The organism is Rubrivivax soli (assembly GCF_049810355.1).
GTDB lineage: Bacteria > Pseudomonadota > Gammaproteobacteria > Burkholderiales > Burkholderiaceae_C > Rubrivivax.
On the sequence record NZ_CP187368.1, the window covers coordinates 4,996,583 to 5,012,261 of the forward strand.

General features: G+C 73.3%; 12 protein-coding genes. 4 read left to right on the forward strand and 8 right to left on the reverse strand.

Annotated elements, in window-relative coordinates; genetic code table 11:
* Positions 1-7: 7 nt before the first annotated feature.
* A complete protein-coding gene (locus ACPOLB_RS22965) occupies positions 8-2,710 on the reverse strand; it encodes a CHASE domain-containing protein (RefSeq protein WP_425258366.1) in 2,703 nt (900 codons plus the stop codon).
* Positions 2,711-2,811: 101 nt separating this feature from the next.
* Here ACPOLB_RS22965 and ACPOLB_RS22970 point away from each other — a divergent pair, with 101 nt between their 5' ends.
* Complete coding sequence (locus tag ACPOLB_RS22970) at positions 2,812-3,297, forward strand: hypothetical protein (protein WP_425258367.1); 486 nt, start codon at positions 2,812-2,814, stop codon at positions 3,295-3,297.
* Between the two features lie 14 nt (positions 3,298-3,311).
* On the opposite strand, the gene ACPOLB_RS22975 is transcribed toward ACPOLB_RS22970, so the two are convergent.
* From ACPOLB_RS22975 to ACPOLB_RS22990, 4 genes are all read right to left on the reverse strand, one after another.
* Complete coding sequence (locus ACPOLB_RS22975) at positions 3,312-3,812, reverse strand: M48 family metallopeptidase (RefSeq protein WP_425258368.1); 501 nt, start codon at positions 3,810-3,812, stop codon at positions 3,312-3,314.
* Positions 3,813-3,850: 38 nt separating this feature from the next.
* A complete protein-coding gene (locus ACPOLB_RS22980; RefSeq protein WP_425258369.1) occupies positions 3,851-4,822 on the reverse strand; it encodes an MBL fold metallo-hydrolase in 972 nt (323 codons plus the stop codon).
* A gap of 125 nt (positions 4,823-4,947) precedes the next feature.
* A complete protein-coding gene (locus ACPOLB_RS22985) occupies positions 4,948-5,796 on the reverse strand; it encodes a PA4780 family RIO1-like protein kinase (protein WP_425258370.1) in 849 nt (282 codons plus the stop codon).
* A complete protein-coding gene (locus tag ACPOLB_RS22990; RefSeq protein WP_425258371.1) occupies positions 5,793-8,042 on the reverse strand; it encodes a helicase-related protein in 2,250 nt (749 codons plus the stop codon). Before ACPOLB_RS22990 ends, ACPOLB_RS22985 begins: the two co-directional genes overlap by 4 nt.
* Before the next feature lie 58 nt (positions 8,043-8,100).
* Here ACPOLB_RS22990 and dbpA point away from each other — a divergent pair, with 58 nt between their 5' ends.
* Together dbpA and ACPOLB_RS23000 are read left to right on the forward strand one after the other, a co-directional pair.
* Positions 8,101-9,510 carry an ATP-dependent RNA helicase DbpA gene (dbpA, locus tag ACPOLB_RS22995; RefSeq protein ID WP_425258372.1) on the forward strand — a complete coding sequence of 470 codons (1,410 nt, stop codon included), beginning with the start codon at positions 8,101-8,103 and terminating at the stop codon, positions 9,508-9,510.
* A 121-nt stretch (positions 9,511-9,631) separates the two neighbouring features.
* Positions 9,632-10,405 carry a hypothetical protein gene (locus ACPOLB_RS23000; protein WP_425258373.1) on the forward strand — a complete coding sequence of 258 codons (774 nt, stop codon included), beginning with the start codon at positions 9,632-9,634 and terminating at the stop codon, positions 10,403-10,405.
* On the opposite strand, the gene ACPOLB_RS23005 is transcribed toward ACPOLB_RS23000, so the two are convergent.
* The 3 genes from ACPOLB_RS23005 to ACPOLB_RS23015 form a co-directional block, all read right to left on the reverse strand.
* A complete protein-coding gene (locus tag ACPOLB_RS23005; RefSeq protein ID WP_425258374.1) occupies positions 10,302-12,236 on the reverse strand; it encodes a hybrid sensor histidine kinase/response regulator in 1,935 nt (644 codons plus the stop codon). The genes ACPOLB_RS23000 and ACPOLB_RS23005 overlap by 104 nt on opposite strands.
* A 97-nt stretch (positions 12,237-12,333) precedes the next feature.
* A complete protein-coding gene (locus tag ACPOLB_RS23010; RefSeq protein WP_425258375.1) occupies positions 12,334-13,392 on the reverse strand; it encodes an RNA methyltransferase in 1,059 nt (352 codons plus the stop codon).
* Positions 13,393-13,405: 13 nt separating this feature from the next.
* Positions 13,406-14,920, reverse strand: a complete 1,515-nt coding sequence (locus tag ACPOLB_RS23015) for a sensor histidine kinase (RefSeq protein WP_425258376.1) — start codon at positions 14,918-14,920, stop codon at positions 13,406-13,408.
* A gap of 361 nt (positions 14,921-15,281) precedes the next feature.
* On the opposite strand from ACPOLB_RS23015, the gene ACPOLB_RS23020 reads away from it, so the two are divergent.
* Positions 15,282-15,671, forward strand: a complete 390-nt coding sequence (locus ACPOLB_RS23020) for an Hpt domain-containing protein (protein ID WP_425258377.1) — start codon at positions 15,282-15,284, stop codon at positions 15,669-15,671.
* The last annotated feature ends 8 nt before the right edge of the window (positions 15,672-15,679 follow it).

Genomic DNA, 15,679 nt, shown 5'->3' on the forward strand with positions numbered 1-15,679 from the left:
GACGCCCTCAGCGCCGGGCCTGCAGCGCGGCCTGCACCAGAGCCGCCAGCTGCTCCGCCGCGAATTCCTTCAGCAGCAGTGCCCGCACGCCCGCGGCAGCCGCGCGCTGCCGCAGCGTGTCGGTGACGTGGCCGGAGGTGATGATCACCGGCAGCTGCGGCATCTCGCCCTGCAGCCGCTCGGCCAGCGCCAGGCCCGACATCCCGGGCATGTTGTGGTCGGTGATCAGCAGGTCCACGCCGTGGCCCGGGCCGCGCAGCAGCGCCAGCGCCGCGGCGGCATCGGCCAGCCGCGTGACGCGCCAGCCCTGGCGCTGCAGCAGCAGCTCCACCGTGAGCGCCACGACCTCGTCGTCGTCCACGTACAGCAGGTGCTCGCCGCGCCCAGGGGGGCCGGCCAGCGTGGCGGCCGGGGGTGCCTGCGGCGCATCCGCCAGGGCTGTCGGCGTGGTCGCGGCCGCAGCCGTCTCGTGGCGGGCTGTGGCGGCCGCGCCCGTGCCGGCCTGCGGGTCCGCCACGTCGGCCGGCTCGGCCAGCGGCAGCACGATCTCGACCACCGTGCCCGCGCCCAGGGTGCTGCGCACCTCGATGCTGCCCCCGCATGCCACCACGATGCCGTGCACCACCGCCAGCCCCAGGCCCGTGCCCTGGCCCACCGGCTTGGTGGTGAAGAAGGGCTCGAAGACGCGCGTTCGCGTGGCCTCGTCCATGCCGACGCCGTCGTCCTGCACCTGCAGCAGCGCACAGCGCCCGCCCGGCCGGTCGACCGCCGCCAGGCGCACGTCGATGCGGCCCTGCGCGTCGTGCAGCGCCTGGCAGGCGTTGGTGCACAGGTTCAGCACCACCTGCTGCACCTGCGCCGCGTCGATCTGCACCGGCAACTGCTCGGTGCCGAGCTGCTGCACCAGCTGGGCGCTGGCCGGCAGCGTGGCGCGCAGCAGCGACAGCGCCTCTTCCACGGCCGGCCGCAGCAGCTGCACCTGGCGCGGCTGCGGGTTGCGCCGGCTGAAGGTCAGGATCTGCTGCACCAGCGTGCGCGCGCGCGTGCCTGCCTGCTCGATGCGGTCCAGGCTTGCATTCGGCGCACGGCCTGCGGCCAGGTCCTGGCGCACCAGCGCGACGTTGCCCAGGATCGCCGCCAGCACGTTGTTGAAGTCGTGCGCCACGCCGCCGGCCAGCGTGCCCAGGGCTTCGAGCTTCTGCGACTCCTGCAGCTGCGCCTGCAGCCGCTGCCGTTCGGTGACGTCGCGCACGATGACGCTGGCGGTCTCGCGGCCGTCGCCGTCGCGGTAGATGTTGGACGCCACCTCGGCCTCGAAGGGGCTGCCGTCGGCGCGCAGCATGCGGATCAGGCCCTGTGCGCCGCCGGAGCGGGCGCGTTCCTCGAGCAGCGGGCGCAGCCGACGGTCGCTGCTGTCGACCAGGGCGTCGCGGTGCAGTGCCTGCAGCTCGGCTTCGTTGCGGCCGAACAGCCTGCAGGCCGCGGCATTGGCGGCCAGCACCTGGCCGTCGGGCCGGGTGCGCAGCACGGCGTCGAAGCTGTTGGCGAAGAGCATGCGGTAGCGGCGCTCGCTGCGCTCGAGGTTGTCGCGCTCCTCCTGCAGCGCCGCCGTGCCCAGGCGGATGCGCCGCTCGGCCGCGATGTTGGCCTGCACCAGCGTGTGCGTCATCACCGCCAGCGAGGCCGACAGCGCCAGGCCCAGCGCCAGCAGCCACCACGTGGTGCCGTCGGGTCGCCAGCGCGCGGCGCGGCTGCGCACGGTGATCTCCCATTGCCGGTCGGCGACGTCGATGCCCTGCAGCCACCGGGGGCCGTCGTCGGTCGCCTGCGGCAGGCCGCCGGCCGTGGCGCCGGCGTCGAGCCAGCTGCTGTCGAAGACGAGGCTGCTCTCGCCGGCGGCGGCCGCGGTGCGGTCGACGATGCGCAGCGCGGCGTCGCGCGCCAGCTCGGGCGCCAGCACGCTGCGCACGAGGTCCAGGCTGCGGAAGGAGACGCCGACGACACCCTGCGCCGCCTCCATGCGCGCCTCGACGCTCTCGGGCGTCAGGCCGCCGGCGTACACCCCGCCGCGGATGACGATGCTGCTCAGCGCGGGCAGCGGCGCCTTGTCGCGGTCGCGCGCCAGCAGCAGCGGGCCGGTGGCGACGTAGCGGCCGCTGCGCAGCGCATGGTCCACCGCCGCGCGGTAGCGCTGGGCCGGGTCGTACAGGTCGTAGCCGAAGCCGCCCGGATCGAACGGGTACGTGTGCCGCAGCACCATGTAGCCCGGTCGGTCGCCCGCCGGCGCGATGTCGAACCCGGGGTGGCCGCCCGGCCGCTGGCTGCGGTCGGCGCGCACGCGGTCGACGAAGGCCGTGCGTTCGTCGGCCGGCACCCATTCGGCCACGAAGGTCAGCGCGAGGCCCGGGAAGCGGCTCTGCAGCGAGATGGAGCGCACGTACTGCGCGAACTCGGCGTCGCTGACGCTGGCTTTCAGCACCCCGAAGGTCTGCAGCCCGGGCAGCGTGTCGATGTAGGCCTGCACGCGGCTGGACAGGGCCTGCGCGAACGCCTCGCTGCGGCGCTCGAGCAGCGCGTCGGCCTCGGCGGCCTGGTTGCGCAGCGACCACACGCACAGCATCGCGGTCAGCGCCAGTGCCAGCACCAGCACCGCCGGCGCCAGCCAGTGCAGGCGGGAGAGGGTGGCCGGCTCGGCGGCCGGCGGCGTCATGAGGGGGCTCGCATGCACGGGAGATCGGTTGCGATACGGATGAATTTAGCGGTTTTCGCGTGTCGTGCCGTGCTCCTGTACCCCACGGCTAAGATGCCGCCATGCTGCAAGACGACGCCCCCGACACCGCCGACACCACCGAGGAACCGATCAAGGAAGCGCGCCTGTGGCGCGACCGCGGCTGGACCGCCAAGGTGGTGAAGAACAACGACGACGACGGCTGGGCGGTGGAGATGTACACGCGCGGGCAGGCCGAGCCTGCGCTGGTCGGCCCCTGGACGATGGGCCGCGACAAGAAGAACCCGAAGCCTCTGGACACCGCGGCCTTCAACACCCTGGTGAAGACCGCCAGCGAGGTGATCCGCCGGCACGAGCAGGCGCAGGCGGCACTGCACCACAAGGAGCAGCGCGTGGGCGCGGTGCTGGTGACGCTGGACATCGTGGTCGAGGACGACGAGGCACACGCCCTGCTGGCCGCGCGGGACGCCGACGGCGCGCAGCTGGCGCAGGTGCGCGTGCCGGCGAGCTTCCGGCTCAGCGCGGCGAGTGCCGCGGCCTGGGTGGACGGCGGGTTCGTGCGTCCCTGAGCGGCCGGGCCCCTTCAGGACGGCGGCAGTTCCAGCACCGTCAGCCACAGCCGGGTGTCGAACTCGAGCTGGTGGTAGTCCGGCTCCATGTGGGTGCACAGCGCGTAGAAGGCCTTGTCGTGCGCGCCTTCCTTCAGGTGCGCGAGCTCGTGCACGACGATCATCCGCAGGAAGGCCGCCGGCGCGTCCTGGAACAGGCTGGCGATGCGGATCTCGCGCTTGGCCTTGAGGTTGCGGCCCTGCACGCGCGACACCGCGGTGTGCGTGCCGAGCGCATGGCGCAGTGCGTGCAGGTGGTTGTCGTACTTCACCTGCGCCAGCGGCGGCGCGCTGCGCAGGTGGCGCGCCTTCAGCGCACCCACGTAGTCGGCAAGCGCGCGGTCGCCGCGCACCTGGTGGCGCTCGGGATGGCGCTGCAGCAGGCTGCTGCGCAAGGTGCCGGCGGCGATGGCCGCCTGCACCTGCGCCAGCAGCGCGGGCGGGTAGCCCGCGAGGTACTTCAGCGCCGTCGTCATGCCTGCCATTGTGTGGCCGGCCGACGCGGCACCTGGCTTCAGGCAATGGCCTGGAAGGCGTAGCCGCTGCCCGACGCGGCCATCTTGCCGAAGGCCGGGAACGGGAAGTGGAAGCCGCCCAGCATCGAGCCGCTGGCGGTGATGCGCTGGAACACCTCGCGGCGCACCTTGCGGGCAGCTTCGGCGTCCATGTCGAAGGTGACGGCCCAGTCGGGGTTGCGCGCGAACAGCGCCGGCACGTTCGTCAGGTCGCCGACGAAGGTGAAGGTCTGGCCGGCGGAGGCCACTTCGAACAGCGTGTGCCCCGGCGTGTGCCCGAAGGCGGCGATCGACTTGATGCCCGGCAGCACCTCGGTGCCCGGCTCGAAGCGCTGCAGCATGCCCGCGGGCATCTGCGCGAAGGTGCGGCGCACGTTGTCGAACGCGCCCTTCATGCCGGCGGGGGCCGCGGCCATCTTCGCGTCGTCCATCCAGAAGCCGTGCTCGACCGACGGCACCATCACCTTGGCCTTCGAGAACACGAACTCGCCGGCCTTGTTGCGCAGGCCGTTGATGTGGTCGCCATGGAAGTGCGTGATCAGCACGGTGTCGATGTCGCCGGCCTGGAAGCCCGCGGCGCGCAGGTTCTCCAGCAGCTTGCCGGTGGTGGGGCCGCCCCACTCGCCCAGGCCCGTGTCCATCAGGATGCGGCGGTTGCCGGCCACCACCAGGAAGGGCGTGAAGGGCACGTCGATGTAGTCGGTGGGCAGGCCCTGCGAGGTCAGCAGCGCCTTCACCTCCGCCAGCGGCGCGTTCTTCACGAACTCCTCGCCCAGCGGGCGGCGTGCGATGCCGTCGATCAGCGAAACGATCTCCACTTCGCCCATCTTCATGCGGCGGAAGCCCGGGTTCGGCAGCGTCGGCGTGCCGAAGTTCGGCGCGTTCTGCGCCCAGGCGGGCACGAAGGAGCCGGCGGCGTAGGCGAGCGGGGCTGCCAGGCCGGCGGCGAGGAAGTCGCGGCGGTTCAACATGCGCAATGTCTCCAGGAGGTGAGGAATACGACTGGCGCGGATGATCCGCGACCCGTCGGTCACGCGTCGATGCTATCGAAAAGACACTCCCGATAGCGGGGGCTTCGGCCCCGCGGACTGCGCGCTCACCCGCCTTCGGCGAGCCGCAGGCGCCGCGCGGCGTCTTCGGCGCGCGCGTCGTCGATCTCGCGCAGCACCGCGGCCATGTCCACCGGCGCCGTGCTGCGTTCGTAGCGGCCCGTCAGCACGCTGTCGGGCTGCAGCAGGCCGCGTTCGTACAGAGTCCAGATCTCGGGGCCGTACTGCGTCTGCAGCAGCTCGGGCGCGTAGCGGCCGAAGCAGTGGCGCAGGTTGTCGACGTCGCGCAGCAGCATGCGCGCGGCGTGGTTGTTGCCGGCGGCGTCCACGGCCTGCGGCAGGTCGATGATCACCGGGCCGTCGGCCGCCAGCAGGATGTTGAACTCCGACAGGTCGCCGTGCACGATGCCCGCGCACAGCATGCGCACCACCTCGCGCACCAGCGTCGCGTGGTGGCGGCGCGCCTCCTCGGGCGTGAAGTCGACGTCGTTCAGCCGCGGCGCCGCCTGGCCGTCGGCGTCGGCCACCAGTTCCATCAGCAGCACGCCGTCGTGGAAGTTGAAGGGGCGCGGCACGCGCACACCGGCCGCGGCCAGGCGGTACAGCGCGTCGACCTCGGCGCTCTGCCAGGCCGCTTCCTGGGCCTGGCGGCCGAACTTCGTGCCCTTGGCCATCGCACGCGCCTGGCGCGTGTTCTTCACCTTGCGGTTCTCGGTGTAGTCCACGGCCTGGCGGAAGCTGCGGTGGGTGGCTTCCTTGTAGACCTTGGCGCAGCGCGTCTCGTCGCCGCAGCGCACGACGAAGACCATCGCCTCCTTGCCGCTCATCAGCTGGCGCTGCACGGCGTCGATCAGGCCCTCGTCGATCAGCGCCTGCAGGCGCGGCGGCGCCTTCACCGGCGGCTGCGCCGTTGCGCCAGGGGCCGCTTGCCCTTCAGGTGGCGTTCGATGCCGTCGTTGAGCTCGCTGCGCAGCGCCACGACCTCCTCCACGTGGCCGTAGACGCCGGGGAAGCGCAGGTCCAGCCACAGCCACAGCGTGCAGGTGCGCAGCGCCTGCTCCATCACGTCGAGGCGGCTGTGGCCGCTGACCTTGTCGAGCAGCTCCAGGCGGCCGGCCCGGCCCATGTGCGCGTGGCGCGCGCTCCAGTCGAGGAACTGCGCCACCTGGTCCTCGTTGCGCGTGTCCACCGGTGCCTGCGCATAGGTGAAGCGCGCCTTCAGCGGCAGCTTCGCGGCGCTGCGGTCGAGCTGCTCGGCCAGCGCCAGCATCTGTTCGAGTTCCGCCACCGCGAAGTGCGCGTCGTCCAGCTTCAGCTGCTCCATGAACACGCCCAGCACGTCGCGCAGCGCGGTCTTGCCCAGGCGGCTGGCGATGGTGTCGACGTGCCAGCCGTTGGGCGCCACCGGCGCCTTGAAGTCGCGCGGCGCACGCGGCTGGCGCGGCAGCAGGTCCTTGAGGTGGCGCAGCGCGGTGGGCTCGGCCTCGGCCAGCACGCCGACGAAGCCTTCCTCGTGCATGCCGTAGCGGCCGGCGCGGCCGGCGATCTGGTGCACCTCGCTTTCGCCGAGCAGGCGGTCGGTGATGCCGTCGAACTTGTTCATCGTGCTGAACAGCACGCGGCGGATCGGCAGGTTCAGCCCCATGCCGATGGCGTCGGTGGCGACCAGGATGTGCGAGGCGCCCTGCGCGAAGCGCTCGGCCTCGCGCCGGCGCACCTCGGGCGGCAGCGCGCCGTAGATCACGCTGACCGGGTGGCCTGCGGCGGCGATCTGGTCGCGCAGCATCAGCACGTCGCGGCGGCTGAAGGCCACCACCGCGTCGCCCAGCATCAGCTGCGCGATCGGCAGCGGCCCGGGCAGCAGCTGCACGTGCTGCTTGCGTTCGAACACCTTCACCTCGCAGCGCTCGCCGCACAGGCCCAGCAGGTTCTCGATCGCCGGTACCGCGTAGGCGCTGCAGATGATGATGACCTCGTTGGCCGGCACCGCCACGATGGCCTGCGTCCAGGCCCAGCCGCGCGAGTTGTCGAAGATCATCTGCGCTTCGTCGATGACCGCCACGTCGATCGGCGTGTTGGTCCCCACCATCTCGATCGTGCTCGACACCACGCGCGCGCCTTCGGCCGGCACGTTCTCCTCCCCGGTGAGCAGCGAACACGGCACGCCGCGCGCCACCAGGCGGTCGCGACCTTCCAGCGCCAGCAGGCGCAGCGGCGCGAGGTAGGCGCCGTCGATGGCCTGCGCCAGGCGCTCGAAGGCCGCGTGCGTCTTGCCGCTGTTGGGCGGGCCCACGTACAGCGTGACGCGGCGCTGCGCGCGCCGGGCCTTCTGGAACGTGGCCGGGTAGCCCTGGAACGCGAGCTCGCTCGTCAGGCCTTCGAGCGTGTCGAGCTCGCCGGCCTGGTGTTCCCAGCGTTCCTGCGCGCGCTGGCAGGCGGCCAGCAGGTCGGGCAGCGGCTGCGGCGTGCTGCACTCGGCCTGCAGGCGCGGCAGCAGCGATTCCAGGTGCTTCGGCTTGCGCGCACGGCAGCGCTCGACGATGGCGTTCAGGTGCGCCACCAGCTCGGCGGCGTGCGCGAACAGCGGCGGCGGGCCCAACGTGGCCAGCAGCGCGGCACTGTCGCCGGTGCGGTAGAAGGCCCACACCGCGTCGGCGTCCACCGGCACGCGGAACAGCACCGGCACCTTCCAGCCCGGCTCGGCCAGCGCCAGCGTGTGGCGGATCAGCCGCGTCCACAGCCCGGCGCGGCGCGCCACGCCCAGGCCTTCGAGCGTGCTGGTGCGCTCCAGCATCGTCGGCCGCGCCTGCGGGCCGGTGCCCACCGCCTCCAGGTGCGCGAGCGCCGCGTCCATCAGCGCCGGCTCGATCCAGCGGCTCGGTCGCTGCCCGGCCACGGGCTTCTGCAGCAGCACCAGGCCCAGCGTGTCCAGGTGCTGTTCCAGGTCGGGGTGGCTCTCGGCCACGTAGTCGGCCGGCTTCACCACCTGCGGCAGGCTGAACACCGCCGAGCGGATGCGGTTGAAGGCGTGCTTGTCGATGTGCGCCGGCAGGCGGTCGGCGTGGCGCGGGTTCGGCAGCGCCGGGCGTTCGGTGTGGCCGGCGGGGCGGGCGGGGCGGGCGGGATGAGCGGTCTGGGGCATGGAATCACGGGCAGGGCGGTGCCGCAGGGCGCGGACCGCGAGACCCCGATAATCGCTCATGCACGAGAACACCCCGCCAGACGCCGCCGACAGCACCGCTTTCGCGCGCCTGCCGCTGCCGCCGCACACGCTGGCGAACCTGGAACGCCTGGGCTACACGGCGATGACGCCGATCCAGGCCGCGGCCCTGCCGCTGGCGCTGGCCGGCCACGACCTGATCGCCCAGGCCCGCACCGGCAGCGGCAAGACGGCAGCCTTCGCGCTGGCGCTGCTGGCCAACCTGAACGTGCGGCGCTTCGCGGTGCAGGCCCTGGTGCTGTGCCCCACGCGCGAGCTGGCCGAGCAGGTGACGCAGGAAGTGCGCCGCCTGGCGCGCGCCGAGGACAACATCAAGGTGCTGACGCTGTGCGGCGGTGCGACGATGCGGCCGCAGATCGCCAGCCTGGAGCACGGCGCGCACGTGGTCGTGGGCACGCCGGGCCGCATCCTCGACCACCTCGAGCGCGGCAGCCTGAGCCTGGAGGCGCTGAACACGCTGGTGCTCGACGAGGCCGACCGCATGCTCGACATGGGCTTCCACGAAGACATCGCCACCGTCGCGCGGCAGTGCCCGAAGCAGCGGCAGACGCTGCTGTTCTCGGCCACCTACCCCGAGGGCATCGCCAGGCTCAGCGCTGCCTTCCTGAAGGACCCGAAGCAGGTGCAGCTGGCCGACAAGCCTGCTGCGACGCAGATCCGCCAGCGTTTCTACGAAGTGCGCGAGGACCAGCGGCTGCACGCGGTGTCGCTGCTGCTCGACCACTTCCAGCCCGTCAGCACCATCGCCTTCTGCAACACCAAGCAGCAGTGCCGCGACCTCGTGGAGGTGCTGCGCGCGCAGGGCTACTCGGCGCTCGAACTGCACGGCGACCTCGACCAGCGCGACCGCGACCAGGTGCTGGTGCGCTTTGCCAACCGCAGCTGCAGCGTGCTGGTGGCCACCGACATCGCCGCGCGCGGGCTCGACATCGCGCAGCTGGAGGCCGTGATCAACGTCGACGTCACGCCCGACGTGTCCACGCACACGCACCGCATCGGCCGCACCGGCCGCGCCGACGAGGCCGGCTGGGCCTTCACGCTGGCGAGCCTGGACGAGATGGGCCGCGTCGGGCAGATCGAGCACGCCGGCGGCTTCACGTCCGAATGGCACAGGCTCGACGAGCTCACGCCCGCGGGCACGCCGCTGCGCCCGCCGATGGCGACGCTGCAGATCCTGGGCGGGCGCAAGGAGAAGATCCGCGCCGGCGACGTGCTGGGTGCGCTGACCAAGGACCTGGGCTTTGCCGCCAGCGAGGTGGGCAGGATCAACGTGAACGAGTTCTCGACCTACGTGGCCGTGGCGCGCGCCATCGCGCCGCAGGTGGCCAAGCGCCTGGCCAGCGCCAAGGTCAAGGGCAAGACGGTGAAGGTGCGCTTACTCGAAGACTGAGGCGCCTGCTGCACGAAGCAGCTGCCGTGCACGGCAGCTTTTCGTGCCACTGCGCGGTGCGGTGCGGCGCCATGCTGGCGCCCCAGACGTGCGGCCACCGCCGCGCCCGGAGCCGCCTTCGATGAGCACCGCCCACCTCAGTTTCACCGTCAGCATCGCCCGCGACCTGCGCACGCTGCGCGAGGCCTGCGCCGTGCGTGCGCAGGCCTACGGCCACCACCTGGCCGATCGGCCCGAGATGGCGCAGGCGCTGGCCACGCCCGACGCCACCGACCTCGCGCCCGGCACCGCGGTGCTGGTGTGCCGCGACAAGGCCAGCGGCACCGTCGTCGGCACCGCGCGCATCCAGCGCAACCACCCGCGGTCGCTGCCGATCGAGGACTGCATCGTGCTGCCCGGGGCGCTGGCCGGCCATGCCCGGGCCGAGATCACGCGGCTGGCCATCGTGCCCGGTGCCGACAGCCTGGTGCGGCCGATGCTGGTGAAGGCCTGCTGGATGTTCGCGGTGGCGGCGCAGATCCGCACGCTGGTGATCGGCGCGCGCAGCGCGGCGCTGCTGCGCATCTACAAGGGCCTGGGCTTCACCGACCTGCTGGCCGGCCGCCAGGTGCCGCTGGCCCATGCCGGCGGCCTGCCGCACCACGTGCTGTGCTTCGACGTGGTGGCGGCCGAACGCCACTGGCACGCTGCGCAGCACGCGCTGTACACCTTCATGGTCGAGACCTGGCACCCCGATCTGGACCTGATCGGCGACCCCGCGCCGGCACTGCGCGACGCGGCCGCGCCGCGCTTCAGGCCGGCGCTGCGCCGTGCCGCGGGCCCGACGGCGGCGCTGCCGGCGGTGGCCTGGGCTGGCCGGCGGCGTGCAGCGCCTGCACCAGCTGGTCGCGGGTGAACGGCTTGCCGATCACGCGGTCCATGCCCGCGCCCAGGCAGGCGGCCCGGTCGGTGTCGGCGTCGGCGGCGGTCAGCGCCAGGATGGGCAGCCGCGGCAACCCGAGCAGCCGCTCCTGGCGGCGGATCTCCCGCGTCGCGGCCAGGCCGTCGAGCACCGGCATGCGGCAGTCCATCAGCACCAGGTCGGGCCGGTCGTCGTCGCGCAGCGCGCGCAGCACGGCCTGCTGACCGTCGGCCACCCGCTCGTTGCGCACGCCCAGGCCGTCGAGGAAGGCGCCGACGATCAGCGCGTTGACCTCGTCGTCCTCGGCCACCAGCACCAGGCCGGGCAGCGCGGGGCCGGCGGCGGTGCCGGCGGGCAGCGGCACCAGTGCCGTCGTGGGTGCAGGCGCCGGCGGCAGCAGCGCGTCGAAGTGGAAGACGGCGCCGGCGCCCGGTGCACTCTCGGCCGTGACGTTGCCGCCCATCGCGATGGCCAGCTCGCGCGCGATCGTCAGCCCGAGCCCCACGCCGTCGGCGATGCGCGTCTTGCCGGCCTGCTGGAAGGGCTGGAACACACGCGCCAGCTCGGCTGCGTCCATGCCCGGGCCGGTGTCGCGCACGCTCAGGCGCACGCCGCCGGGTGCCGGCCCCGGCACGGGTGCGGCCTGCAGCGTGACGCCGCCCCGGACGGTGAACTTCACCGCGTTGCCCAGCAGGTTCTGCAGCACCTGGCGCACGCGCGCGGCGTCGCCCCGCACCCAGCACGGCCGCGGCAGCGTGCTCTGCAGCGTGAACTGCAGGCCCTTGTCGGCGGCGCGCAGCGCGGTCACCTCGGCGAGCTGGTCGAGCTCGGCCGCCAGGTCGAAGTCGGCGGCGTGCAGCACGAACGCCCCGGCGTCGATGACCGAGGCTTCCAGCAGGTCGTTGATGAGGCCCTGCAGGTGCAGGCCCGAGCTCTCGATCAGCTCCAGCCGGCGCAGCGCGGCGGGGGCCTGTGCCTCCAGGTGCATCAGCCGCGCCAGCCCGAGGATGCCGTGCAGGGGGGTGCGCAGTTCGTGGCTCACCTTGGCCAGGAAGCGGTCGCGCTCGGCGCTGCGCTCGCGCGCGAGCTGCAGCGCGGCGTCCTTCTCGGCCACCAGCTGGTCGGCCTGCTGGCGCAGCAGCAGGCCCATGGCCAGGCGCTGCGAGGTGGCGCGCGCGGTGGCCAGCAGCAGCGCCAGCAGCAGCAGCTGGCCGCCGGCGGCGAAGTGGGCGATGTCGTCGCTGCGCACCGCCAGGCCCCAGGCCATCGGCAGCAGCATCGGCACCACGTAGGCGGCGGTGGCGGCCAGCCGCACCTGCAGGCCGAAGGTGGCGATGCAGCTGACGCCGTCGAGCGCCGCCACGCCCAGCGCCGCCAGCGGCACGTCCTCGCCCGCCAGGCGCCAGCCGGCCAGGCCCCAGACCAGGCCGTCGAGCGCAAGCATGCCGAGCATCGCGTGTTCCCAGCGGCGGCGCTGCGGGCTCGTGTCGCCCCAGCGCACGTAGGCCTGCGCCAGCACGATGCGCGCCAGCGCCACCACCAGCTTGGCGGCCAGCCAGCCCTGCACCTGCAGCGCCGGCAGGCTGTGCTGCACCTGCAGCGCCAGCAGCACGGCGAACGCGGTGGCGGCCAGCGTGCCGAAGCGGGTGTGCAGCAGCACCATGCGCAGCTGCTCGCGCGCCACGTGTTCGCGTTGTGGTGTGCCCAGGCGCATGCCGATGTCGCGTGCCGCGCGTTCCAGCGCCAGGTGGCGGCGCCAACTCTTCAGTTCGGTCAGACCATGCTCCTGCGAGCCCCCCCACCGTGTCGGGGCGGGCTCCGGCACAAACGCGCCTGGCCTGCCTCTCCAAGGGTGACGCTGCAAGTATGGCCCTCCTCGCGACCCGCCAAGGCCGCGGCATGCGGCCGCCCTGCACAAAAACTCAGGGAGCGTGGCGTGCGGGCACCACGCGCAGCATCCGCAGCGGCCGGGCGGCGGTGCCATCCAGGGCGGCGCGGGCGCGCAGCTGGCCGCAGCCGGCGTCCACGTCCTGCCCGGCCGAGCGCCGCAGCCGCGTCAGCACGCCGCGCCGGTTCAGGCGCCGCGCGATGTCGGCGGCGCGTTCCCAGTCGGGACGGCGGTAGGGCAGCCCCTCGACGCTGTTGTAGGGGATCAGGTTCATCATCGCGTAACGTCCCTGCAGCAGCGTGGCGATGCCCTCCACCTCGTCGTCGCCGTCGTTGATGCCGTCCAGCAGTGTCCACTGGTACTGGATCGGGTAGCCGGTGGCGCGGGCGTAGCGCTCGCCGGCGGCCACCAGGTCGGCGGGTTCCCAGCGCGGCGCGCGCGGCAGCAGTTCGGCGCGCAGCGCCGCGCGCGTGCTGTGCAGCGACAGCGCCAGCGCGGGCTTCACGCGCAGCTGTGGCAGGCGCTCGAACACGCGCTCGTCGCCCACCGTGCTGAACACCAGGTGCTTGTGGCCGATGCCGCCTTCCTGGCCCAGCAGCTCGATGGCCTCGGCCACCGCCTCCAGGTTGTGCGCCGGCTCGCCCATGCCCATGAACACGACCTTCTTCACCGGCCGGTGCCGGCGCGCCAGTGCCACCTGGGCCACGATCTCGGCGCTGCCGAGCTGGCGCACGAGGCCGCCCTGGCCGGTCATGCAGAAGCGGCAGCCCACGGCGCAGCCGACCTGGCTGGAGACGCAGAGCCCGTCGCGCGGCAGCAGCACCGATTCCACCGTCTGGCCGTCGGCCAGCGCCACCAGCAGCCGCGCCGAGCCGTCTTCCCCTGCGTGTTCGGACTGCAGCCGCGCCAGGCCGTCGAGCTCGGCCACCAGCGCCGGCCACGCCGCGCGCAGCGCCTGCGGCAGGAAGTGCTCGGGCTTGCTGCGCCCGCTGTCGTGCGGCCGCGCCTGCGCCCACAGGCGCAGCACGTGGGCCTCGTGGACCGGGGCGGCACCCAGTGCGCGCAGCCGCTGGCGCAGGTCGGCGATGTGCATGCGTGCGGCTGTTCTAGTCGCGCAGGGTGAAATGGAACGCCGCGCCGCGGCCGGGCTCGGCATCGGCCCAGATGTCGCCCCCGTGTCGGCGCACGATGCGCTTCACCGAGGCCAGGCCGACGCCGCTGCCGGGGAAGTCGTTGGCGCTGTGCAGGCGCTGGAACAGGCCGAACAGGCGGTCGGCCGAGCGCATGTCGAAGCCGGCGCCGTTGTCGCGCACGACGAAGGTGCGCCGGCCCTCCACGGTTTCGCAGGCGAACACGATGTGCGTCTTCTTGTTGCGCGCCGAGTACTTCCAGGCGTTGCCCAGCAGGTTCTCCAGCACCAGGCGCAGCAGCGTGGGGTCGCCGCGCACCACCATCTCGGGCTGGATGTCGACGTCGGCCACGCGCTCGGGCGCACCGCGCCGGAGCTCGTCGACCACGTAGGCAGCCAGCTGCGACAGGTTCACCGGCTGCCGCGCCAGCGGCTGCTGGCTCAGCCGCGCCAGCGTCAGCAGCGCGTCGATCATCGCGTTCATGCGCGCCGCAGCGCCCAGCACGCGGTCGAGGTGGTCGTTGCCGACGCGATCGAGCTGGCGGCCGTAGTCTTCCTTCAGGATGCGCGTGAAGCCCTCCACCACCCGGATCGGCGCCCGCAGGTCGTGCGAGACGGTGAAGCTGAACGACGCGCCTTCGCCGTTGGCGGCGCTGCCGTCGGTGTCGCCCTGCGGCGGCTTGAGCAGCAGCAGCTGCGGGCCAGCGTCGGTGGCAAAGCGCCGCAGCAGCCAGCCTTCGGCGTCGCCCGCCCCGTCGGCCGGCAGCGCGGCAATGGCTTCGCGCGTGGCCGCGGGCAGCCGTGCCAGCACGGTGCCCCAGTCGGGCACGGCCTGCTGGGGGTCGGCGTCGATCAGGCGCAGCAGGGCCGCGTTGGCCTGGCGCAGTGTCCACCCCGACGCGCTGCCGTCGCCGCCGGCCAGCGCAGCCGGCGCCTCGAGGTTGCCCAGCAGGGACAGCAGCACTGCCAGCGCACCCTGGTCGGCACACAGCGTGTCGCGCTCGGCGGTGGGACGGGCACTGCCCGCATAGCCGGCGAAGCGGCCGCCGTCGTCGAAGCGCGGCACGGCGCGCAGCAGCCAGGTGCTGCCGTCGCCGGTGTGGCGCACGCGCAGTTCGTGGAACGGCACCTGCGATTCGAGCCGCGCGCGCAGCCCGGCCACGTCGCCGGCCACGGCGCTTTCGAAGCGCTCCCACAGCGTGCCGCCCGGGGCGCCGGCCTGCTGCCAGCTCGGCGCTGCGGCGCCGCTGGGCGGGTGCAGCCGCAGCAGCCGGTGGCCGGCGTCGGTCTGCCACGACCAGCTGTCCTGCAGCTCGGCCAGCGCCTGGCTGGCCTGCTGCGCGGCGCGCAGCGTGGCGTCGGCCTCGCGCCGCGCTGCCAGCCGGCCGCCGAAGAAACCGCCGGCTGCGGCCGCGACCACGGCCAGCAGCGCGGCGGCGCCGAACAGCCACGGCGCGCCGGCGGCATCGGTGCAGGCGGCAAGACCGGGCAACGCCAGGACGGCCGCAGCCCGCGCAACAGACGCGGTACACGACGGGCCGCGGCCTCGATCGCAGCGCCTGGGGCAGGGTCCATGCATGTGACGGATTGTACGGACCGGGGCTGCGCCGGCCCGCTGCGCCTCAAGTCGGGCGGCAACGCGCCGAAAGCGCCGACATGCCGCGCCAAGGTGGTGCGGCGCGCGTGTTCCAACCACAGCCCGACTCCATGCAACGTGCCCGCCTGCCGCAGACCCCCGCTGCCTCGTCCCGACGTCCGAGCTTCGGGAAGTTTCCCGGCTTGACGCCACGGGTGGCGGCACGCATCCTGCCGGCGCCCCAAGCGCCGCTGCACGACACGTGGGCCGCCCGCCTATGAACGCCGACCCACCCCGCCCCGACGACGACGTCGCACCGCCGCAGCTCGACGCCCAGGCGCTGGGCAAGCTGCGCGAGCTCGATCCCGACGGCCGCCACGGGGTGGTCGCCAAGGTGCTGACCGCCTTCGAGAAGTCGCTGCAACAGGCCTGCGCCGAGATGGCCGCGGCCCGCGATGCGGGTGACGTGGGCAAGATCGGGCAGCTGGCGCACAAGCTGCGGTCGTCGTCGGCCAGCGTCGGCGCGCTCGCGCTGTCGGCGGTGTGCGCCGAGGTGGAGCGCCAGGTGCGTGACGGCGAAACAACAGGCTTGATGACGCGCGTCGCGCAGTTCTTGACGGAGGCAGGGCGCGCCCTGGAGGCGGTTCGGGCGATACTGCGTTCCTGATGTTCTCG